Below are 22459 nucleotides of genomic sequence, written 5' to 3' on the forward strand. Positions count from 1 at the left end.
ACCAATATGGCTGAATCGAACTTTGTAGATTATGTCAAGATCTATTGCCGCTCAGGAAAGGGTGGAAGAGGGTCTTCTCACTTCCGTCGTGAGAAATACATTCCGAAAGGAGGTCCCGACGGGGGCGATGGAGGGAGAGGAGGTCATGTGTATCTCCGTGGTAACCGGAATTACTGGACGCTCCTTCACTTGAAATATGAGCGTCATATCATGGCCACCAATGGTGAGAGTGGTAGCGCGAAGCGTAGCTCGGGTAAAGACGGGGAGGATCGAGTAATCGAGGTTCCTTGCGGTACGGTTGTTTACGATGCTGAGACCGGAGAGTTTATTTGCGACGTTACGGAAGACGGTCAGCAAGTGATGTTGCTGAAAGGCGGTCGTGGCGGTCTGGGGAATTTTAACTTCAAGACGGCTACCAATCAAGCGCCCCGTTATTCGCAACCGGGTGAGCCGGCATTGGAACGTACGGTGATTCTTCAGTTGAAATTGCTGGCCGATGTCGGTTTGGTAGGCTTCCCGAATGCGGGTAAATCTACCTTGCTTTCTGTCGTATCCGCCGCTAAACCGAAGATCGCTAATTATCCTTTTACTACGTTGGAGCCTAATTTAGGCATCGTGAGTTATCGCGATAACCGTTCGTTCGTAATGGCCGATATACCGGGTATTATCGAAGGAGCAAGCGAGGGAAAAGGTTTGGGACTTCGTTTCTTACGTCATATCGAACGTAATTCATTGTTATTGTTCATGGTTCCCGCTGAGGCAGACGATATCAAGAAAGAATACGAGATATTGCATAATGAGTTAGTGAAGTATAATCCGGAATTGCTGGATAAACGCCGTGTACTGGCGATCACCAAGAGCGATATGCTGGATGAGGAATTGATCGAGGCTTTGTCGCAAGACTTGCCGGAGGGAATTCCGTATGTCTTTATATCTTCTATCACGGGACTGGGTATTGTCGAGTTGAAAGACCTTTTATGGAAAGAGCTGAATAAGGAGAATTTCCATGAGGCAGAGCGAATTGTCCATAAGAATATAGATGTAAGCACGTTGGAATTTGAGGACGACGACGAATACATCTTCCCCGTGGACGAGGATGACCCGGATGAGGAATACGAGGAATACTGGGACGATGATGAAGATGAAGATACAAGAAAATAAGCAAATAGAGGTGTCGCGGTTCTCCGGGTTAAGCGGATACCGCGACATTTCTCATTTTACGACAACACGTCATGGCGGCGTGAGTACGGGAACGTACGCTTCGATGAATCCGGGCGTTTATACCGAGGATGATCCGGGCTTCATCCGGAAGAACTTGGAACTTCTTTCGAATGCGGTCGGGATTTCCCTAGAGAATATGGTTATACCTCATCAGACCCATGAGGATCGAGTATTGGCGATCGACGCGTCTTTCCTTTCGCTGAATGATAAAGAGCGAAAGCTACGTTTGGAAGGCGTGGACGCTTTGGTGACGAATGTTCCGAATGTATGTGTAGCCGTATCTACGGCGGATTGTGTCCCTGTCTTGTTATATGCGCCGGATCGTAAAGTGGTAGCTGCTGTCCATGCGGGTTGGCGGGGTACGGTTTTACACATAGCTCGTAAGGCGGCAAGCTTGATGATCGAGGCATACGATTGCGATCCTACTCAATTGGTTGCCGGAATAGGTCCCTCTATCAGTCAAGCGGCATTTGAGGTGGGAGAGGAAGTCGTAAAAGCTTTTCAAATGGCGGGCTTCCCAATGGAGCGGATTCTTCGACGTAATGCGGAGACTCAAAAAGCGCATATCGATCTATGGGAAACCAACCGTTTACAATTGTTAGAGGCAGGATTGCTCTCCGGGCATATAGAGATCGCTGGCATCTGTACTTATATTCGGTATGAGGATTATTTCTCCGCTCGTCGCCTCGGTGTCAAAAGCGGCCGGATCCTTACCGGGATATGCTTGAAAAAATCTTAGTTATATTGGCTCAAACTTATAATAGACATGATTTCAATCACTCTTTCATCTGAGATATCGGAGGCTTGCCCCGATCTTCACGTGTTGGCTATCGCCTGCCAAGTAAAGAACACGGAGCCCGATGAACGACTTTGGGAAGAAATAACCCGTGTTGAGGAGGACATCCGTTCTACCTGTAAGATAGAGGATATTAATAAGTGGACTCCTATTTTCGCTACCCGTCAGGCTTATAAACGTCTGGGGAAAGACCCGAACCGGTATCGCCCTTCCGCCGAGGCGTTAAGACGGCGGATACTTCGCGGGCTTCCTTTATATAAGATAGATACCTTGGTGGATATCGTCAATCTGGTTTCTATCCGTAGCGGTTATTCTATCGGAGGATTTGACGCAGATAAGATTGTAGGCGGATTGGAACTAGGTGTCGGAAAAGAGGGGGAAATTTATCACGGTATCGGACGTGGTGAATTGAATATCGCCGGTCTTCCAGTCTACAGGGATGGAGTAGCGGGTGTCGGAACGCCTACCAGCGATGAGGAACGTACCAAGATTGAAATGTCGACCACTTCATTGTTAATGATTCTGAATGGTTATTCCGGTAAGGAGGGCTTATTGGAAGCGGGTGGTTACTCGGTTGACTTATTAAAAAGATATGTCTCAGCGGTAAACGTGGAAGCGGAACTGATATGCCGAGAAAACAGAGGAAAAATAACGTTATAACCGTGTTAATATTGTTTACAAAGCGAAAAATGTCCATCTTTTATGCTAAAAAACATCTATAATCTTTTGTTTTAATCATTTAATCTATAAATTTGTCCCCAGTAATCAAATGTTATCATAAAATGATTGAATTAATTGGTACAAACGCCGGCCTTGTATGGAACGTTTTAAATGAAGGCGGTAAAATGAGTTTTAAGGCAGTGAAGAAAGCCACGAAGATTAAAGCGGAAAAAGATATGTACGCCGCTTTTGGTTGGTTGGCGAAAGAAGGTAAATTAGCTTTCGAGGAGATTGAAGGTGAAATGTATGTTTCTTTAGTGTAAACAAGAGGAACGTTTACAAGAATTAGGGAGGGCTGTTCGATTTTTTTGGACGGCCTTTTTATTTGTCCATACGTTTTCTGTCAAAATAATTAAGTCTACAGTTGGTTAATTCAATTCAAAAACTTACTTTTGTGTAGAATTTGGTGTGAAATGACCGAAGATCATAAGAGATTGTTAGCTGTATTTGAGGTTAGAGTTCGTGATTTGATGGCGTTATGCGATCAGCAGAAACGTAGAATTGACGAACTTACAGCTGCTTTGAGCCTTAAAGACGAGGAGTTGCGGCAGGCGAAGGATATGATTGAAGGATTGAATGCCAAATGTGATAACATGCTGACGGCGCGAATTGTTTCCACGAACGAGGAAGAGATGAAGAACGCCCGGATGCGGTTATCAAAATTAGTGCGGGAAGTAGACAAGTGCATCGCACTTTTAAATGAATAGAAGCGATGGACGAAGAATTTCTTATAAATATAGTGATAGCCGGAAAGAAATATCCGCTTACGATCAAACGTCATGAGGAAGAGTTGGCGCGTGCCGCCGCTGATCAGATCAACAGCAAGATTCTTCAATACAGGCAGCATTTCGCGGTCGAGGTGGATACGAAAGATTTGTTAGCCATGGTGGCTTTTCAACTCTCGATGCATAATCTGGAGTTGGAAAAACGGAATGATACAAATCCTTTTACGGATAAGATACAGGAGCTTACAACCGAGTTGGAAGGATATCTGAAGAAATAACATACATATTGTAAGAAGAGAGTTTCCGCACTGCTTTGCACGGTGAGACCGTGTGATGGTAGTGCTTTTTTTGTATATAAATAAATGAATCTTAAATTATTAGTTAAATGGTTGGAATGTATATAATCATACCGATAGTAACCTTCATCATTGGTGGGTTGCTTGCGTGGCTGGGCATGCGTTTCCTTCTGAAGTCGAAGTACGACTCCGTGCTTCAAGAGGCGGAGAAGGAGGCCGAGGTGATAAAGAAGAACAAGATGCTGGAAGTAAAGGAGAAGTTTCTTCATTTGAAAGCGGACTTGGAAAAACAGGTATCACAGCGTAACGCTAAGATCCAGTCTGTCGAGACTAAATTGAAACAAAGAGAACTGACGATGAATCAACGTCAGGAAGAGTTACAGCGTAGGAATAACGAGGTAGAGGCTGTAAAGGAGAATTTATCTTCTCAGTTGGAGTTGGTGGAGAAGAAGAAGCAAGATTTGGATAAACTTCATCAGAAGGAAGTGGAGCATTTGGAGGCTATCTCCGGGTTGTCCGCCGAGGAAGCCAAAGAGCGTTTGATCGAGTCCTTAAAGGATGAGGCAAAGACGCAAGCCGCTTCTTACATCAACGAGATCGTCGAGGAGGCGAAGATGACCGCTAATAAGGAGGCGAAGAAGATCGTGATCCAGTCTATCCAACGGGTAGCGACGGAGACGGCTATCGAGAACTCTATTACCGTGTTCCATATTGAATCGGACGAGATCAAAGGCCGTATCATCGGTCGTGAGGGACGTAATATCCGTGCTTTGGAGGCCGCTACCGGTATTGAGATCGTGGTGGATGATACGCCTGAGGCTATCGTTCTTTCTGGATTCGACCCGGTTCGTCGTGAGATCGCTCGTTTGGCCTTGCATCAATTGGTACAGGACGGACGTATCCATCCGGCTCGTATCGAGGAGGTGGTAACGAAGGTGAAGAAGCAAGTGGAAGACGAGGTCGTAGAGACCGGTAAGCGTACCGTGATCGATTTGGGAGTGCACGGTTTGCATCCGGAATTGATTCGTATGATCGGTAAGATGAAGTATCGTTCTTCTTATGGACAAAACTTGTTGCAACATGCTCGTGAGACGGCCAACCTTTGTGCCGTGATGGCTTCCGAGTTGGGATTGAACCCGAAGAAAGCGAAACGTGCCGGATTGTTACATGATATTGGTAAAGTGCCCGATGATGAGCCGGAATTGCCGCACGCTATCTTGGGTATGAAGCTTTGCGAGAAATATAAGGAGAAACCGGATATTTGCAACGCCGTAGGCGCTCACCACGATGAGGTGGAGATGCAGACGCTGTTGGCTCCGATCGTACAGGTTTGCGACGCTATTTCAGGTGCTCGTCCGGGCGCACGTCGTGAGATCGTAGAGGCTTATATCAAGCGTTTGAATGATTTGGAACAATTGGCTTTATCGTATCCGGGTGTTGTCAAGACTTACGCTATCCAAGCGGGTAGAGAGTTGCGCGTAATCGTTGGCGCTGATAAGATTGACGATAAGGACACCGAGAACTTGTCCGCTGAGATCGCTAAGAAGATTCAGGATGAGATGACTTATCCGGGACAGGTTAAGATCACGGTGATCCGTGAGACTCGTGCGGTAAGCTACGCTAAGTAAGAATATATTTAATATAAATAAAAAAGGCCGGCTTGTGTAAGTCGGCCTTTTTTATATCTGTCGCTATCGATTTCCCAGATCGTCGTATAAAGTTTGTAATAGGACTTTTCCTTTCTCCAAGCGGGTCTCGTTTCCGCTTTCAGGTTCTTCTACTAAAATCTTGTTCCCTTCATTGTCGTATACGGAAACACCGGATTCGTCTATAAAGCCAAATCCATTATTGAATGTATAAAAGGCGTAATGCGGGACGCAAGGATTCAATATATCTTTGCTGAATGAGAACTCATCCGTGGGGAGACCCATCTGATTTAATAAGGTGGCTGCCAAATCGGTTTGGTTTGCGTACGTATCGATCACTTTAGGTTCAGCGATCGCTCCGCCTAGCCATAGCATAGGTATGTGGAAACGTAAAGGTCCGTACTCCTGCATGTTTTCAGGGTAACGGTATCCGTGGTCGGAGACAAAGATGACTACCGTATTTTTCCATGCCGGCAGTTCCTTGAACGTATCAATGAAATTACCGATACAGCTATCCGTAAACGCGACGGAGTTTAGATAAGGATGCTCCAAATGGTGAAACGGGACCTCGAATGGCTCATGGCTACTTAATGTCAGGAATGTACTTAACCAAGGTTTGCCGTCGACTGGTCTTTGCTTGATATCCTCGTAAAGATGCGAGAACGTGATATCGTCGTTTGCTCCCCATTTACTCAGACGGCTGCTCAAGGGAAAATCACGGTCTGCCGTTATCTTGCTGTAGCCGGAACTATAGAAATAACTTTGCATATTCGTGAAATTGATATCACCTCCATAGAGCATATCTGCCGTATATCCTTCTTTGTTAAGACTCTTTGCGATAGATGGAAGGGTCTGGCTTTTCACCGGATACTTCATGATGGAGGTGGTGGGTTGGGCTAAATAGCCGTTCAATACGGAGACTAAGCCTCGATCGGTACGGAACGAGTTGGCATATAGGTTCGTGAATAATACACCCTCTTTGCTCAGCCGATTCAAGTTCGGCGTAATTCCCGGCTCACCGCCAACAGCCTCGATAGCATTTGCCGTGAAACTCTCCATGATGATAATGAGAATATTGGGACGAGTCGTTGTCAATAGCTTGACAGGCTCTGTAGGTATGGAATCTCCCGGGCATAAGGAGTCTTGGGCTTGAATGAGCGTATCGAATAAGGCTTTCCGCTTTTCCTCCGGGTAGAAATCGAATTGCGAGGCAAAATCCTGTTGCTTACTCAATGAGGCTATCAGACTGAAACACGGGTTGATCGCCGAATGATTCAAGAACTGGTTCTGGCTGAAATAAACCATGCCGACATTTGCCGTAGACGTAGTTACGCCTCCCCGGATCGGAATAAACAATATTCCCCCTGCTAAGAGGATGGCGAAAGTACTTCCCAATTGTTCCAATCCCGTAGGTGGAAAGCTAGGCTTTACTGGCGCGAACCGGAGGATGAAGGTGAACCAAGCATAGATACTTAGCGTATATGCCACGAATACCAATAATTGGATAAAGAACATTCCCAACGGAACACTCGCCATCGCATCGGCGGGCGATTGCAGGTAGAAGAATAAAGTAGCGTCCAACCTGAATCCCCAAAAGCTGTATAAAGCCACATCTACGGAGAAGATCGCAGATACCAGAATTCCCATGATCAAGAAGTACCCTTTCAATACCTTCTTCAACCAAGCGCCCGGAAGCCAAACTGATACTAAAGTCAATAGGAGAGGGATGGCCGTAAGGTATCCCGCTATCGTACAATCCAGCTTCAGCCCATGAAGCATAACCTGTAGGAAGTCCGTGAAGGTACAAGCCTCGGACAACGCATGCTGATAAAACATAAATACCGGTTTTTGAATAACAAAAACCGGTAGCCATGCGATAAAAACGATTAGTATGAATAATAATCTTTTTTTCATTTCGAATATAACTTTTCCCGTAACTCCGCGATAGCCGGATCTGTGATGTAATCATCGTAATCCATCATCTTATCGATGATACCGTTAGGAGTCAGCTCGATGATACGGTTCGATACAGTCTGTATGAACTCGTGGTCATGACTGGAGAACAGGATATTTCCCTTGAATGTCTTCAATGTATTATTGAAGGCTTGGATGGATTCCAAGTCCAAGTGATTGGTCGGAGTATCCAAGATCAAGCAGTTGGCGTCGGTGAGCATCATACGTGAGATCATACAACGCATCTTCTCACCTCCGGAAAGTACGCTTACCTTTTTCATGAGCTCCTCGCCCGAGAACAACATACGTCCGAGGAAGCCTTTCAAGAATACCTCGTTAGTATCCGGCGAGAACTGGCATAACCAATCGAGCAGGTTGATATCTGTATTGAAATATTTGGAGTTATCGAGAGGAAGATAAGAGGTCGTGATCGTCTGTCCCCACTGATACGTACCGGCATCCGCTTTCTCCTCACCGTTGATGATCTGGAACAAGGCGGTCATGGCACGAGGGTCGTGACTGATAAATACGATCTTGTCATCCTTCTCCACGAAGAAGTTCAAGTCCTTGAACAATACCTGTCCGTCGATACTCTTCGACAATCCTTTCACCTCAAGGATCTGGTTGCCCGGTTCGCGGTTAGGCGTGAACAAGATTCCCGGATAGCGGCGTGAGGACGGTTTGATCTCCTCGATATTCAGCTTCTCCAACATCTTCTTGCGACTGGTGGTCTGCTTGGACTTCGCTACGTTGGCACTGAAACGGCGGATAAATTCTTCCAACTCTTTCTTCTTCTCCTCGGCTTTCTTATTCTGGTTCTGCTGTTGACGAAGGGCTAACTGGCTAGACTCGTACCAGAAGCTATAGTTTCCGGCGAATAATTGTAATTTACCGAAGTCGATATCCACGGTATGCGTACAAACGGAGTCGAGGAAGTGACGGTCGTGGCTAACAACCAATACGGTATGCTCGAAATTAGAGAGATAATTCTCCAACCAAGAAACCGTCTCAAGGTCCAAGTCGTTCGTCGGCTCATCCAATAATAGGTTATCGGGCTGTCCGAACAAGGCACGGGCCAATAAGACACGTACTTTCTGCTTACCGCTCAAGTCCTTCATATACATATAATGCAAATCCTCCTTGATGCCTAGTCCGCTCAATAGGTTGGCGGCGTCGCTCTCTGCGTTCCAGCCTTCCATCTCGGCGAATTTCTCTTCCAGTTCCGATACGCGGATACCGTCGGCGTCGCTGAAATCAGGTTTCTCGTAAAGGGCGTTTTTCTCGCTCATCACCTCCCATAAGGTCGTATGTCCCATCAATACGGTATCCATAACCGTATATTCATCGAACGCGAAGTGATCTTGGCTCAATACGGAAAGACGTTCGCCCGGTCCTAGGTTAACGCTACCTCTGGTAGGGTCTAATTGCTTGCTGATTACACGGAGAAACGTAGATTTTCCGGCCCCGTTAGCACCGATAATACCGTAGCAATTGCCCGGTGTAAACTTCATGTTCACATCCTGAAAAAGGATGCGTTTTCCAAACTGTACGTCCAGATTGTTAACTGTTATCATATTTCGTATACCTATTAAATTGCGATTGAGGATGCAAAGGTACGAAAAATATTGTTTATCTTATCATTGGATGTCATACATCCCGCTCGTTCTCTCCCTTTTTTAGGCTAATTATCTTTTGGGCGTTGAGCGGTGAGATAACGCTTTTCCCGGTTTTGGCTTCCAGCTCTAATCGGGCGTTACGAGCCACCTCGCCTCCTTGTTGGGCGACATTTATGTGCTCGCTAAAGGTGTCTGGTTCCGATGCTTCTGATATTTCCTTGGTAGATAACTCGGCCAGCATGTTTAATACAAGCTCTTTGTTTGTCATATTATCTCGAAGATTCTCTTTTCTTAATCCTTTGAATCGTTTATATTCCTTGGAGGTCATGTCGGACCATGACTTATAGATTATGTCGGTTAATGTAGCGAAATGGAGGCCTTCTTCCAGTCCTCTCTTCTTCCATTCGTCTGTTAGATCTTTCCGTATCTCGATGGATTTCAATCGTTGGTTGATCCAATTATCCGAATAGCCCAATCGTTTATAATCGGCCATGGCTTGCTCGATAGACAATTCCGGGTCTTGCATTTGATCCAAACGTTCCTTCGCTACTTGGGCGATCCATAACTTAAAAGGTTCTGCTTTTGGAGATGGTACTGATTGGATAAGGCGGAAGAGTTGCTCGGTATTGGCTACGTCGGTTAAATATTTCTTGCCATCAGCGGCCTGCATTTTCAGTTGACTACAATTTGTAGTCAACTCGCTACCTTCTCTTTTCAATCTGGTTTTTAATACACTCCAGTATTTTCGAGGGTTGGGGCTATCTGTTAAAATAGATATAACATCAACGATCGAGAAATACCATTCCTCTTGTTCGTCATCCCATATGGCGCGAACTTTTCTTTCTTCGAATAAGCGGATAGATTCTTTTTGTGTCATTTGTAGTTGCTTTGAGTAGTTATAGACAAAGGTAAATGAGGATTTAGTATATCCATAGTTTAATAGTTTGATTAAAAGTTTATTTATCGCAAAGTAAGTATATTAATCTCATTTAAGCAAACGATACGCGGTTTAAATGAGAAGGTACGAAAAATATTGCTTATCTTTGCATTATACATTAATATCCAATTGTGTAATGAATAAACAATCTGTCATATCTCTTCTTCGGAAAGCAAAGCAGCCTTTGTCGCAGAGTTGCGGTGTAAAGCAGTTGGGGCTTTTTGGCTCTACTGTTCGTGAGAGCAATACGGAAAGTAGTGATGTGGATATATTGATCGACTTTGAGGATGATAAAGAGACTTATTCCAATTTCCTTTTGGCTTGTGAGATATTAGAGAAGCTTTTTGACAGATTGAAAGTGGACATAGTCACCCTTAAAGGGTTAAGCCCTTTTATTGGCCAGCAGATATTAAAGGAGGTAGAATATGTGTAAGACCCCTATCGCTTATTTGCTGCATATATTGGAGGAATGTAACTACATCCTTTCTGTAGTTACGGATGATCTGCCTATGTATCAATTTCTTTCGGATGAAACGTTAAAGAGGGCGGTTTGCCGTAGTTTGGAGATTGTCGGTGAAGTGACTAAGAAAATTCCCGCAGATGTTAAATATCAATGGAGTGACATTCAATGGAAACATATGGCTGGAATGAGAGATCGGTTGATTCATGACTATATGGGTGTTAATTATCTGATTGTTTGGGATGTGGCAAAGAATATTATTCCAAAATTGCAACCTCAAATAGAAGCGGTGATAGAGAAAGAACAGAGTCGTTGAGAGAGTTGTTGTGTTAGATATGTTTAGAAACCCTGCTATTTCGTAGGTGCTTATCTAGCATGGAACAGTTTTATGTCGTATATTTGCGGCGAATATAAAAACGAAATAATAAGAAACAGAGAGTAAACGATAGAGATATAAGAGATTGACATATTAGTATTTGCTATTTATTTCTTAATGTAGTAAAACGACCAAATAATAAAGCTCAAGAAGAAATAAGTTCGATAGTGAGTACACCCAAACGGGGTGTGTTCCTAGTGCTTATTTGGTTTGGGCTTGGGTGCTTGGTCGTACCTTCTACGTTCTGAATAAGTAGGGTTCACACCTTTTTTGTGTCCTTATGTCTCTTATTTATTAACCTTATAATATTATAGCCTATGATTTAGAACCATTCTTTCCTTATTCCTTAATTTATGCTTCGCCGCATTTCTCCGGAAGAAAAACGACCAATTTTATTCTTAAAGCCCAGAGAAAGGTAAAGGTGAATGCGCCCCCGTTTTATTTTGTTTCGAAATGGGTGCGACACGCTTTTGCATTCTTTTCCCTGTTGGATGGAGATGCAGAGCGTGGCGCACTTTTAGTTTCAAACAATTTAAAACGAATCTTTTTACGATGACAAATGATGAGTTGCAATCGAAGACGATTGCCTTTTTGCGCTTTCCCTTGATCGTGGGGGTGGTATTGATACATTGCTATTATAAAGAATTGCCGATAGGTGGTGTTAAGGTTCCCGTAATGGATGAATATCCCATTTATAAATTAATAGCGGACCTGTTTTCTCAAGTGCTGGCACGTACTGCCGTACCTCTTTTTTTCTTGATATCCGGTTATCTGTTCTTTTATAAGAGTTCCTTTAGTTGGCCTATGTATGGCTCTAAATTGCGAAAGCGGGCACAAACCTTGCTGTTGCCTTATCTGTTTTGGAATGGAGCATTGGTGGGTTTGCACCTCTTGATAGAACTTTTGTTTCCATCTGTGCTTTCCGGTGAGGCTAAACCTGTGCTGGATTACGGATGGTGTGATTGGTGGGATACCTTTTGGGCGAGAGAACCTAGTGAGCCGGGAGGAATGCCGATGCCGATCAACTATCCGTTGTGGTTTATCCGTGATTTGATGGTATTGGTGGTATTCTCGCCATTGGTGTATGCTATGGTACGCTATTTACGGCAATATGCGTTAGCGCTACTTGGCTTTCTTTGGCTCATTTACGATGGGGCCAGTTCGCCGGGTTTAAGTCCGACCGCTTGGTTCTTTTTCTCGCTTGGTGCTTTCTATAGCGTGCATCGGCGGAATTTTGTAGTGGAGACGCGTCCTTTATTACGGGGGGCGGCATTGCTTTATGTGGTTTTGGCTTTAGCGGATCTTCTTTCAAAGGAATTAGGATGGAATGTTTATGTGCATAATGTAGGCATTCTTGTGGGCTGTGTCTTTGCGATCTCTCTTTCTGCGTATGGATTGGAAAAGGCTCTTTGGCGGACTAACTCCTTCTTGGAGGGGGCTAGTTTCTTTGTCTTTGCGTCCCATGTAATCGTGCAGATCTTTATATATCGATTGATATTATGGTTCTTCCGGTCTTCTGCGGAATGGGCGATTATTGGGATTTACTTCGGGGTTGCTTTGGGAGCTATTTTGATCTGCTTGGCTTTCTATGTCATGCTTCGGCGCTTTCTGCCTAGGCTTCTCTCTGCAATCACGGGAGGCCGATAGCTTTCTGTGGGGGTGATGACTTGTCAGTGGGAGGCGCTTTGCTGTGACTATTTGGTCAGGATTGGCGTTTTTCGCTGACAATGCCTTTTTATAGGCAGGGTGAACTGGAGGGAAAGGAGAGCGAAAAAGGTCGGTTTTTACCGGTTTTCGGGTCTGCGGATAGGCATTGTAAGGTTGTTACGATCCAGTTGTAGGGTGTTTACGGCGGCGTTGTTAGTTGCTTTCGACTGCGAATGCTATTGTTTTCGGAGCGAAACACTATTGTTTTCGAGTGAAAAGTCTATTGTTTTCGAATAAGAAGTCTATTGTTTGTATGTTTGAGGGTGATAAGAGACGGGAATCCTCGCTAGAATAAAAGCCCCAAAAACGATATATCATTGAAAAATAACTAATTGCGGATTTTTATTCTCAAATATGGAAACCGACTGTACTCTGGGGCGAAATATTCGATTCTCTGGAGCTTTAGAATACAAAATGTCAGAATGTCAAATTGGGCGATTTTCTATTATTAACAAAGGAAATCTCATTATCTTAGGGCAATGTCATATGTTGTAGAGACGGGGCGTGACCCGTCTCCCGTATCATGTGCGATGGATTCATGTTTCTTTGGCTATGGATGAAATTTGGTATGGTTGCCTTGTTTTTATCTGAATAATAAGGCTGGATTGGAAATAAATATCTACTTTTGTGCTCTAAAACATTAAAGTAAACGAAAATAGAAAGATGGCTGCAACGAAACGAATGAAACGTGCCTTGGTCTCTGTGTTTCACAAAGACGGGCTGGACGAAATCCTAAAGAAATTGCATAGCGAGGGTGTGAGCTTTGTATCAACAGGTGGTACTCAATCATTTATCGAGTCATTGGGTTTGCCTTGTGATGCGGTAGAGGACTTGACTTCTTATCCGTCTATTTTGGGCGGTCGTGTGAAGACGCTTCATCCGAAGGTATTCGGTGGTATCTTGGCTCGCCGTGAGAACGAGAATGACCAGAAACAATTAGCTGAATATGAGATCCCGGAGATTGACTTGGTTATCGTTGACCTATATCCTTTCGAGGAGACTGTCGCTTCCGGCGCTGAGGAACAGGCAATTATTGAGAAAATAGATATAGGCGGTATCTCTTTGATACGTGCCGCCGCGAAGAACTTCAAGGATGTGGTAATCGTAGCTTCCAAGGCTCAATACCAGCCGTTGATGGATCTTTTGAACGAGAAGGGCGCTGAGACAAGCATCGAGGATCGTAGATGGTTCGCCAAAGAGGCGTTCGCCGTTTCCTCGGGTTACGACTCCGCTATCTTCAATTATTTTGATGGCCGCGAAGGTTCCCATTTCCGTGCAACGGTAGATAGTCCGATGCATTTGCGTTATGGCGAGAATCCTCATCAAGCCGCTAAGTTCTATGGTAAGTTTAACGATATGTTCGATCAAATCCATGGAAAAGAGATTTCTTACAACAACTTATTGGATATCGACGCTGCCGTGAACTTGATCGATGAGTTCGACGAGCTGACGTTCGCTATCTTAAAACATAATAATGCTTGCGGTATCGCTTCCCGCGGTAATGTGGTTGAGGCTTGGAAAGAGGCTTTGGCTGGTGACCCGGTTTCCGCTTTCGGTGGCATCTTGATCACGAATACTACGATTAACAAGGAAGTGGCCGAGGAAATCAACAAGATTTTCTTCGAGGTGATTATCGCTCCGGCTTACGACGCTGACGCGCTGGAGGTACTTCAACAGAAGAAGAACCGTATCATCTTGATCCGTAAGGATTGCAAGACTTGCCCGATGCAGTTCCGTTCTTTATTGAATGGTGTCTTGATGCAGGAGAAGGACTTGAGTATCCAAGGTAAGGCGGATTTGGAGCCTATGACGGATAAGCAGCCGACAGCCTCGGAGGTTGAGGACCTGTTGTTCGCCAACAAAATCGTGAAGAACAGCAAGTCCAATGCGATCACCTTGGTGAAGAACAAGCAGCTTTGCGCCAGCGGTATCGGGCAGACCTCTCGTGTGGACTCTTTGAGACAAGCCATAGAGAAGGCTAAATCATTCGGCTTCGACTTGAATGGCGCCGTGATGGCTTCCGACGCTTTCTTCCCGTTCCCCGATTGCGTTGAGATCGCAGACCAAGCAGGTATCACGGCCGTAATCCAGCCGGGAGGCTCTATCAATGATAAGTTGTCTGTCGAGTACTGTAACCAACATGGTTTGGCTATGGTGAAGACAGGTGTTCGTCATTTTAAACATTAATAATAAGACTAATGGGATTGTTTTCTTTCACACAAGAAGTTGCCATAGATTTGGGTACCGCTAATACCATTATCACGTGTAATGATAAGATGGTGGTAGACGAACCTTCGGTGATTGCTTTGGATGCTCGCTCGGACAAGGTGCTGGCTGTCGGTAAGGTGGCCCGTGAGATGTACGAGAAGACGCACCCGAATATTCGTACCGTACGACCGCTTCGTGAGGGAGTTATCGCGGATTTTTACGCTGCCGAGCAAATGATTCGCGGCTTTATCAAGATGGCGAGCGGAAGGAAGCGCTGGTTCGCTCCGTCCTTACGTATGGTGATCGGTATCCCTTCAGGTAGTACGGAGGTAGAGATACGTGCCGTGCGAGACTCTGCCGAGCATGCCGGTGGACGTGATGTGTACATGGTTTTTGAGCCGATGGCTGCCGCTATCGGTGTCGGTATAGATGTCTTGGCCCCCGAGGGTAATATGATCGTGGATATAGGCGGTGGTACTACCGAGATCGCTGTCATCTCCTTAGGTGGTATCGTGTCGAATAAATCAATCCGTATGGCGGGTGACGATTTAACGGCTGATATCGTGGAGTATATGCGTCGCCAACACAACGTGAAGGTGAGTGAGCGTATGGCCGAGCGTATCAAGATCAACGTGGGTTCTGCGCTTACGGTATTGGAGGACGCTCCGGAGGATTACGTGGTTCATGGTCCGAATCAGATGACTGCCTTACCGATGGAGGTACCTGTCTCTTATCAGGAGATCGCCCACTGCTTGGATAAGTCTATCTCGAAGATCGAGGCGGCTATCTTGAGTGCCTTGGAGCAAACCCCTCCCGAGTTATATGCCGATATCGTGAAAAACGGTATCTATTTGGCTGGCGGTGGTGCTATGCTTCGCGGTTTGGATAAGCGCTTGCGGGATAAGATGAATATCCAGTTCCATATCGCCGAGGATCCGTTGCATGCCGTGGCGAAAGGTACGGGAGTCGCTTTGAAGAATATTGAGAAGTTTAATTTCTTAATCCGATAAGAGTAAATAATTGAGAATTGAGAATTGAAAGTTGAAAATTAACGAGCCGATAGGTCTGGTTCTTTTCAATTTTCAATTCTCAACTTTCAGTTTTCAATTCCTATGCGTAAGTTACTAGAATTCCTGATCGGGAAGAGGCATTGGTTTTTGTTCATTCTGCTTGAGGCTGTTTCGTTGATGTTGGTCTATCGTAATAACGCGTACCAACGGAATATTATATTCAGCTCAGCGAATGTCGTGACAGGATATATCGCCTCGATATCCGGATCTGTCACTTCTTATTTGAATCTTCGGGATATCAATAAGGAGTTATTGGAGCGTAACGGACAGTTGGAATTGCAAATGCTGGATCTGCAAGATCAGTTAGATGCGCTGATTGCGGATACGGTTAGTTTTAAGGGATTTGCGCCGGATTCGACGGAGCAATTTCCTTATTCGTTTGTCGTGGCGGATGTAGTGAACAACAGTGTCACGCATTTGTCTAATTATATTACCGTGGATAAAGGGAAGCTGGACGGGATCATGCCCGATATGGGAGTTGTCTCGGAACGAGGTGTGGTTGGTATCGTATCGACGGTTTCCGATCATTTCTCCGTGATCATTCCGTTGCTGAATCCTAAGTTCCGGTTGAGTTGTAAGGTATTAGGTAGTAGTTATTTCGGGTCATTAAGCTGGAATGGACGCAATACGATGTACGCCAACCTCGATGAGTTGCCGCGCCATGTGGAGTTCCAGAAAGGCGATACGATCGTGACGAGCGGTTACTCCGCCGTATTCCCCTCGGGTATTATCGTAGGTACGGTCGCTGATTTCGAGAAACAACACGATGATAATTTCTATTCATTACAGGTCGAGCTGGCTACGGATTTTCAAGCGTTGAACAACGTGCGTATTATCAAGAATTTCCGTCAGACGGAGCAAATTGGTGTAGAACAAGAGGCGAAAAGAAATGATTAATAATTTACTGCGTGGTTTCATATATTTCGTGGTGTTTGTGTTGATTCAGGTCTTGATCTTGAACAACATTCATTTCTTGCGGATCGCTACCCCGTTTCTGTATCTCTATTTCATTATTAAGATGCCGGTCGGTAGCTCACGGACGCAAGTCGTTTTCTTCTCTTTCATAGCCGGGGTGGTTATCGATACATTCAGCAACACACCGGGTATGCATGCGGCCGCCTGTACATTGGCGGGATTTTGCAGGGAGCCGTTAATCCGTGTATTCATGGGGAAAGATTTGCCGGAAGGTATTTACCCGTCTTATAAGACCTTTGGTTTCGGAGGCTTTTTCCGATATGTGTTATCGTTTGTGTTGATACAACATACGACTCTTTTCGCGATTGAGTCGTTGACTTTATTTGACCCGTTGTTTCTGGTTGTCCGTATCCTCTCGAGCGTGGTGATGACAACCTTATTGATTTGTACGGTAGAAGCATTCAATATAGAGTCTCAGAAAAGTGGAGAATAATACCAAGTATGAGTTTGAGAACAGGCGCTATGTCTTAGGTGGGGCGGTGATCCTGTTGGTTATCATCTTTATTATCCGTTTGTTCATCCTTCAGGTGGTCGACAACGATTATAAAGCTTGGGCGGATAGTAACGCTTTCTTGAAAAAAACCTTATATCCTTCCCGGGGTATGATGTACGATCGTAATGGTAAATTATTGGTCTATAACCAGCCCGCTTACGACGTGATGCTTATCATGCGTGAGATACAGCCTTTCGATACCCTCGATTTCTGTGATGTGCTGGGCATCACGAAAGAGCAATTCCTCAAACGTATAGCGGATATTAAGAACCGGCGGTTAAATCCCGGTTATTCTTCCTATGTCCCTCAAGTATTTATGAACCAGCTTTCCGCACAAGAATATGGCGTGTTGCAGGAGAAGTTATACAAATTTCCCGGCTTCTATATCCAGAATCGCACGATCCGCCAATACGAGTATCCCAATGCCGCTCTTGTGCTGGGAAATATCGGCGAGGTAAACCGGAAAGATATAGAGAATGACGCTTATTATACACAAGGCGATTACTCCGGCAGAACCGGGATCGAGCAATCGTACGAGGAATATTTGCGGGGCGTGAAAGGAGTCGAGATCCTGTTGCGTGACGCTCACGGACGTATCAAGGGGCGATACGAGGAAGGCAGGCACGATATCCAGCCGGAATCCGGCAAGAACTTGAAATTATCCTTGGATATGGACTTGCAGGCTTATGGGGAGAAGTTAATGCAGAATAAATTAGGGGGTATCGTGATGATAGAGCCGGAGACAGGGGAGGTGCTTTGTATGGTTTCCGCCCCTACGTATGATCCGAGTATCTTGATCGGGCGCCAGCGGGGAAAGAACTACGTGGCTTTGCAGAAAGACCCGTTGAAACCTCTGTTCAACCGTCCGCTCATGGCACAATATCCTCCCGGATCTACATTTAAACCGACCCAAGGTTTGATATTCTTGCAAGAAGGAGTGATTACTCCGGAAACTCAATATACCTGTGCGCATGGATATACCTTCCGGGGAGGTAAGCCGGCTTGCCACGGGCATCCGTCTCCTCTGAATCTGGTCGGGGCCTTGGCGACCTCTTGTAACTCTTTTTTCCCTTGGGGACTGCATGATATGATCGACAGCCGGAAGCGATATCCGTCGGTACAGGAGGCTTTTGAGGTTTGGAAGAATTATATGGTTTCTATGGGGTATGGCTATAAGCTGGGAATCGATCTTCCGGGGGAGAAGCGAGGGTTCATTCCGAATAGTAAGTTCTACGATAAGGTGTACCGGGGACGTTGGAATTCCAGTACGGTTATCTCGATCGCTATCGGTCAGGGTGAGATATTGGCTACGCCTTTGCAAATCTGTAATTTGGCGGCTACTGTCGCTAATCGGGGATATTATATTACTCCGCATGTCGTAAAAGATATTCAAGACACTCCGCTGGATACATTATATAGTAAGAGGCATTATACATCGGTGGATACGCATTATTATAGTTATATTGCCGAGGGTATGCGAGGGACTGTTACGGGAACCGCTTATGGTGGAACCTGTCGTGGGGCGGCTTTACCGGATATCGAGGTTTGTGGAAAGACGGGAACGTCGGAGAATCCGCATGGTAAGGACCATTCTATTTTTATGGGATTCGCTCCTTATCAAAAGCCGAAGGTCGCCATTGCCGTGTTTGTGGAAAACGCCGGATTCGGTGCTACCTATGCGGTGCCTATCGGTAAATTGATGTTGGAGAAATATTTGAAAGGAGAAATATCCGAGGCAAACAAGGCGACGGAGGAATATATTATGAATGCCGTAATACTACCGAACAATGCGCTATAGGAAAACGGAAATATGGAAGTCGGTAGACTGGATTACCATTTTGTTGTATTTGATTATGGTAATCGCCGGTTGGTTTAGTATTTGTGGGGCGAGCTACGAGTTTGATAACGTTGGCTTGTTCGACCCGTCGGGCCGTCCGGGGATGCAGATGATTTGGATCGGTACCTCACTTGCCCTTATTTTCGTCATATTGATGCTGGAAAGTGACTTCTTCGATATATTCGCCTATCTGATCTATGCGTGCGTGATCGTATTGTTGATCGCCACTATATTTTTAGCACCTAATATCAAGGGATCGCATTCTTGGCTCGTATTGGGACCTATCCGTTTGCAACCAGCGGAGTTGGCTAAGTTCGCTACCGCTTTGGCCGTGGCGAAGTTTATGAATGGCTATGGCTTTAAGCTAACGACGGTCAAGAATTTCTCAATCACTTTGTTCTTGATCTTCTTGCCGATGGTTTGTATTCTTTTACAGAAAGAGACGGGGTCGGCATTGGTTTACTTGGCATTCTTCCTGATGTTATACCGGGAAGGAATGACTGGATATATTTTGTTGATAGGAGTTTGTGCGGTCGTCTTTTTCGTTACGGGAATGAAATATTCAGAGGTGATGGTGGGTATTACCCCATTGGGTGAATTAATCGTCTCTTGCCTTGTCTTATTAATAACCATGGGATTAGTTGGGAGTGTCCGTAAGGATTATATAAGCGTTAAGATCATGCTTGGGGGGATCGCTTCGACATTCTTGATCGGGTATGTCGTTTCTTTGTTTGTCCCGGTAAACTTCGCTTGGATATCGATAGGCTTGGTAGGAGCCGCATCAATCTATTTATTCTATTTATCCATTCGAAACTGGGTATGGCATTATGCGTTAATCGCTCTGTTCGCTTTAGGTTCTATCGGTTTCCTGTTTTCTGTGGATTATGTGTTTAATGACATATTGGAACCTCACCAACAAATTCGTATTAAAGTCTCTTTAGGCTTGGAGGATGATCCTAGCGGGGCGGGGTATAATGTGAATCAATCCAAGATCGCTATCGGTTCCGGAGGATTATCCGGAAAAGGATTCTTGAATGGGACGCAGACCAAATTGAAGTATGTGCCGGAACAGGATACGGATTTTATCTTTTGTACGGTAGGCGAGGAGCAAGGCTTTTTGGGAGCCTCTGCCGTATTGATCGTATTCGGACTTTTTATTCTTCGTCTGATTGTATTGGCGGAGCGGCAAGATAATGCTTTCGGGCGAGTCTATGGCTATAGCGTAGCCTCCATATTCTTTTTCCATCTGGCGATTAATGTCGGCATGGTGACGGGATTGACTCCGGTTATCGGCATTCCCTTGCCTTTCTTTAGCTATGGAGGTTCCTCGCTCTGGGGATTTACGATCTTATTGTTTATTTTTCTTCGTTTGGACGCTTCCCGGAAGGAGCGTTAGTGGAAGAAGGTAAGACCCGTAAGCCGATTTCCTGAATGCCCGGAAGTTGGTCGTTACGCATCCCCTGCCGGAAGCTAAAGGTATATTGCCCTTTAACGGGGAAATAGTAAGCAGACCGTATCGGGAAACTGGATTGAAACAGGGAGATCCCGTGCCCATACCATTTCCCGAACTCATCAGCTAACATACATTCGATCGTATCCCTTTTTAAAGGACCTATCGGAAGTTCCTCGCTGCAAAATACCCATAGGTTCTGATACGGATACATATTATTGTTCCGTACTTCCAAGGTTAGGTCGTACGGAACCGATATATCCTCAATCAAGAAAGTGAAATAGTACTCCTTATTCTTCTCCCACGAGGTGTTTTGGATAGCTTGATACTGATCGTATACAGCTTCATTCTCGCAAGAGAAGCATAAGAAACATGTTACACAGGCGGCAATGAACTTTTTAAGCCTCAGGCTTTGTCTCTGGCCTATTCTCCGTTTTATCAGGTCTGGCCTGTTTGATCGGTTGCTGAGGTTTGTCATTATTCGCAGGCTTGTCATTGTTGGATTGCTTATCGTTATTAGCTCTCGGCCTTTGTTTCGGGCGATTGTTTCGGTTGTTCTCCCGATTCTCCCGACTGTTTTCCCGGCTATTATCTTTGTTATTCTCCCGGTTATTCTCTCTGTCCCGGTTATTCTCACGATTGCTATTCCTATTATTTCCTCCGTTGCGGCGATTATTGCCACCGGCTCCGTTTCCTCCGTTGTTCTTATTCTCAGAAACAGGTGCGTCGGTGTTGGTAACTGCCGTCGCGGTGGTGTTAGCTCCGTTCCCGTTTCCATTGTTCTCGCCATTATTCTTGTTGGCCGGACGTTTTTTCTTTTTCTTTTTAACAGAGTCGAAACGTGTGACGCTTTCTTGGCCAAGAATATCTTGAGCGTCTCGTTTCGGTGGTTGTGGCTTCGTATCCGCCTCTAGAGATATCGGCTTCATGCCTTTCTTATTCATGTTAATGACATCGAAAGCACGGCTTGCCGGAATCGTGATAAGATTAGCCGCAAATGATTTATCCGTAGAATAGGTAATTTCCCGTTTGAAAATATCCGTCTTGAAATGATAGTAATTATTATCTTTGGTCTCCAAGACAATTTCCCGGGAAGGAAGGCGTTTCTGGGCTTCCACATATGTATCTACCTCATAATTGATACAACATTTCAATTTAGCGCATTGTCCGGCCAATTTCTGGGGATTCATGGAAATATCTTGATAACGGGCAGCTCCGGTAGCGACCGATACAAAACTTGTCATCCAACTGGAACAGCAAAGTTCTCTACCGCAAGGGCCGATACCACCGATACGTCCGGCTTCTTGACGAGCACCGATTTGCTTCATCTCGATACGAACACGAAAAGCCTCCGCTAGCACTTTAATTAGTTGACGGAAATCTACACGTTCATCCGCTATATAATAAAAGATAGCCTTATTACCGTCACCTTGATACTCTACATCACCGATTTTCATATTCAATCCTAAATCGGCTGCGATTTGCCGCGAGCGAATCATAGTGGCATGTTCCTTTGCTTTCGCTTCCTCATATTTCTCGATATCGGTCGGTTTTGCCTTTCGGTAAATCCGTTTTGGCTCAGCTTCCGTGCGCACGTTGTTCTTCTTCATTTGCAGCAGAACCAATTTACCCGTTAAAGAAACCGTACCGATATCATGACCGGGACTTGCCTCTACGGCTACTATATCACCTTTTTCCAAAGGTATTTTAGCACTATTCAAGTAATACCCTTTGCGGGTATTTTTAAATTGAACCTCTACGAAATCAGTCGAGCCTTCCGCGTCGGGTACATCGCACAACCAATCATAGGTATTCAGTTTATTGTTTTGCCTTTTGCTGCAACCTTTGCAGCCCATATGGCTACTTCCTTTATCTAATATGAAATCCATTTATTTTTAATTTGTAAGAGGGCCATCGACATAACCGCCCAATTTATCTAAATATGCAAAAATAGTGATTTATTCCCATTCAAA

General features: G+C 45.1%; 21 protein-coding genes. 16 read left to right on the forward strand and 5 right to left on the reverse strand.

The features are described from left to right. The first annotated feature begins 6 nt into the window (after positions 1 to 6). The 7 genes from obgE (at position 7) to rny (ending at position 5386) form a co-directional block, all read left to right on the forward strand. Positions 7 to 1161, forward strand: coding sequence for a GTPase ObgE (obgE, locus tag NBH07_RS10285; protein ID WP_009018212.1), 1155 nt, complete (start codon positions 7 to 9; stop codon positions 1159 to 1161). Further along, complete coding sequence (pgeF, locus tag NBH07_RS10290; RefSeq protein WP_039848842.1) at positions 1133 to 1960, forward strand: peptidoglycan editing factor PgeF; 828 nt, start codon at positions 1133 to 1135, stop codon at positions 1958 to 1960. The genes obgE and pgeF overlap by 29 nt, the downstream gene beginning before the upstream one ends. Positions 1961 to 1987: 27 nt before the next feature. Beyond that, positions 1988 to 2677 (forward strand): B3/B4 domain-containing protein, encoded by a 690-nt coding sequence (locus NBH07_RS10295; protein ID WP_005854811.1) that lies wholly within the window; start codon positions 1988 to 1990, stop codon positions 2675 to 2677. A 122-nt stretch (positions 2678 to 2799) separates the two neighbouring features. Then, a complete protein-coding gene (locus tag NBH07_RS10300; protein ID WP_005854813.1) occupies positions 2800 to 3000 on the forward strand; it encodes a winged helix-turn-helix domain-containing protein in 201 nt (66 codons plus the stop codon). Between the two features lie 150 nt (positions 3001 to 3150). Next, positions 3151 to 3444 (forward strand): coiled-coil domain-containing protein, encoded by a 294-nt coding sequence (locus NBH07_RS10305; RefSeq protein ID WP_005864886.1) that lies wholly within the window; start codon positions 3151 to 3153, stop codon positions 3442 to 3444. Between the two features lie 5 nt (positions 3445 to 3449). Further along, positions 3450 to 3740, forward strand: coding sequence for a cell division protein ZapA (locus tag NBH07_RS10310; RefSeq protein ID WP_005864888.1), 291 nt, complete (start codon positions 3450 to 3452; stop codon positions 3738 to 3740). A gap of 107 nt (positions 3741 to 3847) precedes the next feature. Then, positions 3848 to 5386, forward strand: coding sequence for a ribonuclease Y (rny, locus tag NBH07_RS10315; RefSeq protein WP_005854819.1), 1539 nt, complete (start codon positions 3848 to 3850; stop codon positions 5384 to 5386). Positions 5387 to 5449: 63 nt separating this feature from the next. On the opposite strand, the gene NBH07_RS10320 is transcribed toward rny, so the two are convergent. The 3 genes from NBH07_RS10320 to NBH07_RS10330 all read right to left on the reverse strand — a co-directional run bounded on the left by NBH07_RS10320 (position 5450) and on the right by NBH07_RS10330 (position 9850). Continuing rightward, positions 5450 to 7318, reverse strand: coding sequence for an LTA synthase family protein (locus tag NBH07_RS10320; protein WP_009018214.1), 1869 nt, complete (start codon positions 7316 to 7318; stop codon positions 5450 to 5452). Next, positions 7315 to 8931, reverse strand: coding sequence for an ABC-F family ATP-binding cassette domain-containing protein (locus NBH07_RS10325; protein WP_005854824.1), 1617 nt, complete (start codon positions 8929 to 8931; stop codon positions 7315 to 7317). The genes NBH07_RS10320 and NBH07_RS10325 overlap by 4 nt, the downstream gene beginning before the upstream one ends. A gap of 73 nt (positions 8932 to 9004) precedes the next feature. Beyond that, positions 9005 to 9850, reverse strand: a complete 846-nt coding sequence (locus NBH07_RS10330; RefSeq protein WP_008773381.1) for a BRO-N domain-containing protein — start codon at positions 9848 to 9850, stop codon at positions 9005 to 9007. Between the two features lie 196 nt (positions 9851 to 10046). Between NBH07_RS10330 and NBH07_RS10335 the strand changes: the two genes are divergently transcribed. From NBH07_RS10335 to rodA, 9 genes are all read left to right on the forward strand, one after another. Continuing rightward, positions 10047 to 10343 carry a nucleotidyltransferase family protein gene (locus NBH07_RS10335; RefSeq protein ID WP_005854828.1) on the forward strand — a complete coding sequence of 99 codons (297 nt, stop codon included), beginning with the start codon at positions 10047 to 10049 and terminating at the stop codon, positions 10341 to 10343. Beyond that, a complete protein-coding gene (locus tag NBH07_RS10340; protein ID WP_005864896.1) occupies positions 10336 to 10686 on the forward strand; it encodes a HepT-like ribonuclease domain-containing protein in 351 nt (116 codons plus the stop codon). Before NBH07_RS10335 ends, NBH07_RS10340 begins: the two co-directional genes overlap by 8 nt. Positions 10687 to 11298: 612 nt before the next feature. After that, positions 11299 to 12393, forward strand: coding sequence for an acyltransferase family protein (locus NBH07_RS10345; RefSeq protein ID WP_156682423.1), 1095 nt, complete (start codon positions 11299 to 11301; stop codon positions 12391 to 12393). 723 nt (positions 12394 to 13116) lie between these two features. Next, positions 13117 to 14640: a bifunctional phosphoribosylaminoimidazolecarboxamide formyltransferase/IMP cyclohydrolase gene (purH, locus tag NBH07_RS10350; RefSeq protein WP_005854829.1), complete on the forward strand. Its 1524-nt coding sequence runs from the start codon at positions 13117 to 13119 to the stop codon at positions 14638 to 14640. Positions 14641 to 14651: 11 nt separating this feature from the next. Next, positions 14652 to 15671 (forward strand): rod shape-determining protein, encoded by a 1020-nt coding sequence (locus tag NBH07_RS10355; protein WP_005854830.1) that lies wholly within the window; start codon positions 14652 to 14654, stop codon positions 15669 to 15671. A gap of 102 nt (positions 15672 to 15773) precedes the next feature. After that, positions 15774 to 16628 carry a rod shape-determining protein MreC gene (gene mreC, locus NBH07_RS10360; protein ID WP_156682422.1) on the forward strand — a complete coding sequence of 285 codons (855 nt, stop codon included), beginning with the start codon at positions 15774 to 15776 and terminating at the stop codon, positions 16626 to 16628. Then, positions 16621 to 17139, forward strand: coding sequence for a rod shape-determining protein MreD (gene mreD, locus NBH07_RS10365; protein ID WP_009275822.1), 519 nt, complete (start codon positions 16621 to 16623; stop codon positions 17137 to 17139). The genes mreC and mreD overlap by 8 nt, the downstream gene beginning before the upstream one ends. Then, the gene (gene mrdA, locus NBH07_RS10370) at positions 17129 to 18997 is read left to right on the forward strand and encodes a penicillin-binding protein 2 (RefSeq protein ID WP_250833507.1); all 1869 of its coding nucleotides are present in this window, start codon (positions 17129 to 17131) and stop codon (positions 18995 to 18997) included. The genes mreD and mrdA overlap by 11 nt, the downstream gene beginning before the upstream one ends. Then, positions 18987 to 20432: a rod shape-determining protein RodA gene (gene rodA / locus NBH07_RS10375; protein ID WP_008773375.1), complete on the forward strand. Its 1446-nt coding sequence runs from the start codon at positions 18987 to 18989 to the stop codon at positions 20430 to 20432. The genes mrdA and rodA overlap by 11 nt, the downstream gene beginning before the upstream one ends. Here rodA and gldH read toward each other — a convergent pair. Beyond that, on the reverse strand, positions 20392 to 20964 hold the full coding sequence (gene gldH, locus NBH07_RS10380) for a gliding motility lipoprotein GldH (RefSeq protein ID WP_009018219.1): 573 nt from the start codon (positions 20962 to 20964) through the stop codon (positions 20392 to 20394). The two genes, rodA and gldH, sit on opposite strands and share 41 nt — an antisense overlap. Next, positions 20885 to 22375: a PSP1 domain-containing protein gene (locus NBH07_RS10385; protein ID WP_009018220.1), complete on the reverse strand. Its 1491-nt coding sequence runs from the start codon at positions 22373 to 22375 to the stop codon at positions 20885 to 20887. The genes gldH and NBH07_RS10385 overlap by 80 nt, the downstream gene beginning before the upstream one ends. Positions 22376 to 22459: the final 84 nt, after the last annotated feature.

Origin of the sequence: Parabacteroides sp. B2-S-102, from assembly GCF_023656665.1 — a bacterium.
GTDB classification, from domain to species: domain Bacteria; phylum Bacteroidota; class Bacteroidia; order Bacteroidales; family Tannerellaceae; genus Parabacteroides; species Parabacteroides distasonis.

What these genes read in the sequence shown, in the direction of transcription:
- obgE (WP_009018212.1), top strand. Translation starts at nt 7, where the DNA reads ATGGCTGAATCGAACTTTGTAGATTATGTCAAGATCTATTGCCGCTCA.
- pgeF (WP_039848842.1), top strand. Translation starts at nt 1,133, where the DNA reads ATGATGAAGATGAAGATACAAGAAAATAAGCAAATAGAGGTGTCGCGG.
- NBH07_RS10295 (WP_005854811.1), top strand. Translation starts at nt 1,988, where the DNA reads ATGATTTCAATCACTCTTTCATCTGAGATATCGGAGGCTTGCCCCGAT.
- NBH07_RS10300 (WP_005854813.1), top strand. Translation starts at nt 2,800, where the DNA reads ATGATTGAATTAATTGGTACAAACGCCGGCCTTGTATGGAACGTTTTA.
- NBH07_RS10305 (WP_005864886.1), top strand. Translation starts at nt 3,151, where the DNA reads ATGACCGAAGATCATAAGAGATTGTTAGCTGTATTTGAGGTTAGAGTT.
- NBH07_RS10310 (WP_005864888.1), top strand. Translation starts at nt 3,450, where the DNA reads ATGGACGAAGAATTTCTTATAAATATAGTGATAGCCGGAAAGAAATAT.
- rny (WP_005854819.1), top strand. Translation starts at nt 3,848, where the DNA reads ATGGTTGGAATGTATATAATCATACCGATAGTAACCTTCATCATTGGT.
- NBH07_RS10320 (WP_009018214.1), bottom strand. Translation starts at nt 7,318, where the DNA reads ATGAAAAAAAGATTATTATTCATACTAATCGTTTTTATCGCATGGCTA.
- NBH07_RS10325 (WP_005854824.1), bottom strand. Translation starts at nt 8,931, where the DNA reads ATGATAACAGTTAACAATCTGGACGTACAGTTTGGAAAACGCATCCTT.
- NBH07_RS10330 (WP_008773381.1), bottom strand. Translation starts at nt 9,850, where the DNA reads ATGACACAAAAAGAATCTATCCGCTTATTCGAAGAAAGAAAAGTTCGC.
- NBH07_RS10335 (WP_005854828.1), top strand. Translation starts at nt 10,047, where the DNA reads ATGAATAAACAATCTGTCATATCTCTTCTTCGGAAAGCAAAGCAGCCT.
- NBH07_RS10340 (WP_005864896.1), top strand. Translation starts at nt 10,336, where the DNA reads ATGTGTAAGACCCCTATCGCTTATTTGCTGCATATATTGGAGGAATGT.
- NBH07_RS10345 (WP_156682423.1), top strand. Translation starts at nt 11,299, where the DNA reads ATGACAAATGATGAGTTGCAATCGAAGACGATTGCCTTTTTGCGCTTT.
- purH (WP_005854829.1), top strand. Translation starts at nt 13,117, where the DNA reads ATGGCTGCAACGAAACGAATGAAACGTGCCTTGGTCTCTGTGTTTCAC.
- NBH07_RS10355 (WP_005854830.1), top strand. Translation starts at nt 14,652, where the DNA reads ATGGGATTGTTTTCTTTCACACAAGAAGTTGCCATAGATTTGGGTACC.
- mreC (WP_156682422.1), top strand. Translation starts at nt 15,774, where the DNA reads ATGCGTAAGTTACTAGAATTCCTGATCGGGAAGAGGCATTGGTTTTTG.
- mreD (WP_009275822.1), top strand. Translation starts at nt 16,621, where the DNA reads ATGATTAATAATTTACTGCGTGGTTTCATATATTTCGTGGTGTTTGTG.
- rodA (WP_008773375.1), top strand. Translation starts at nt 18,987, where the DNA reads ATGCGCTATAGGAAAACGGAAATATGGAAGTCGGTAGACTGGATTACC.
- gldH (WP_009018219.1), bottom strand. Translation starts at nt 20,964, where the DNA reads ATGACAAACCTCAGCAACCGATCAAACAGGCCAGACCTGATAAAACGG.
- NBH07_RS10385 (WP_009018220.1), bottom strand. Translation starts at nt 22,375, where the DNA reads ATGGATTTCATATTAGATAAAGGAAGTAGCCATATGGGCTGCAAAGGT.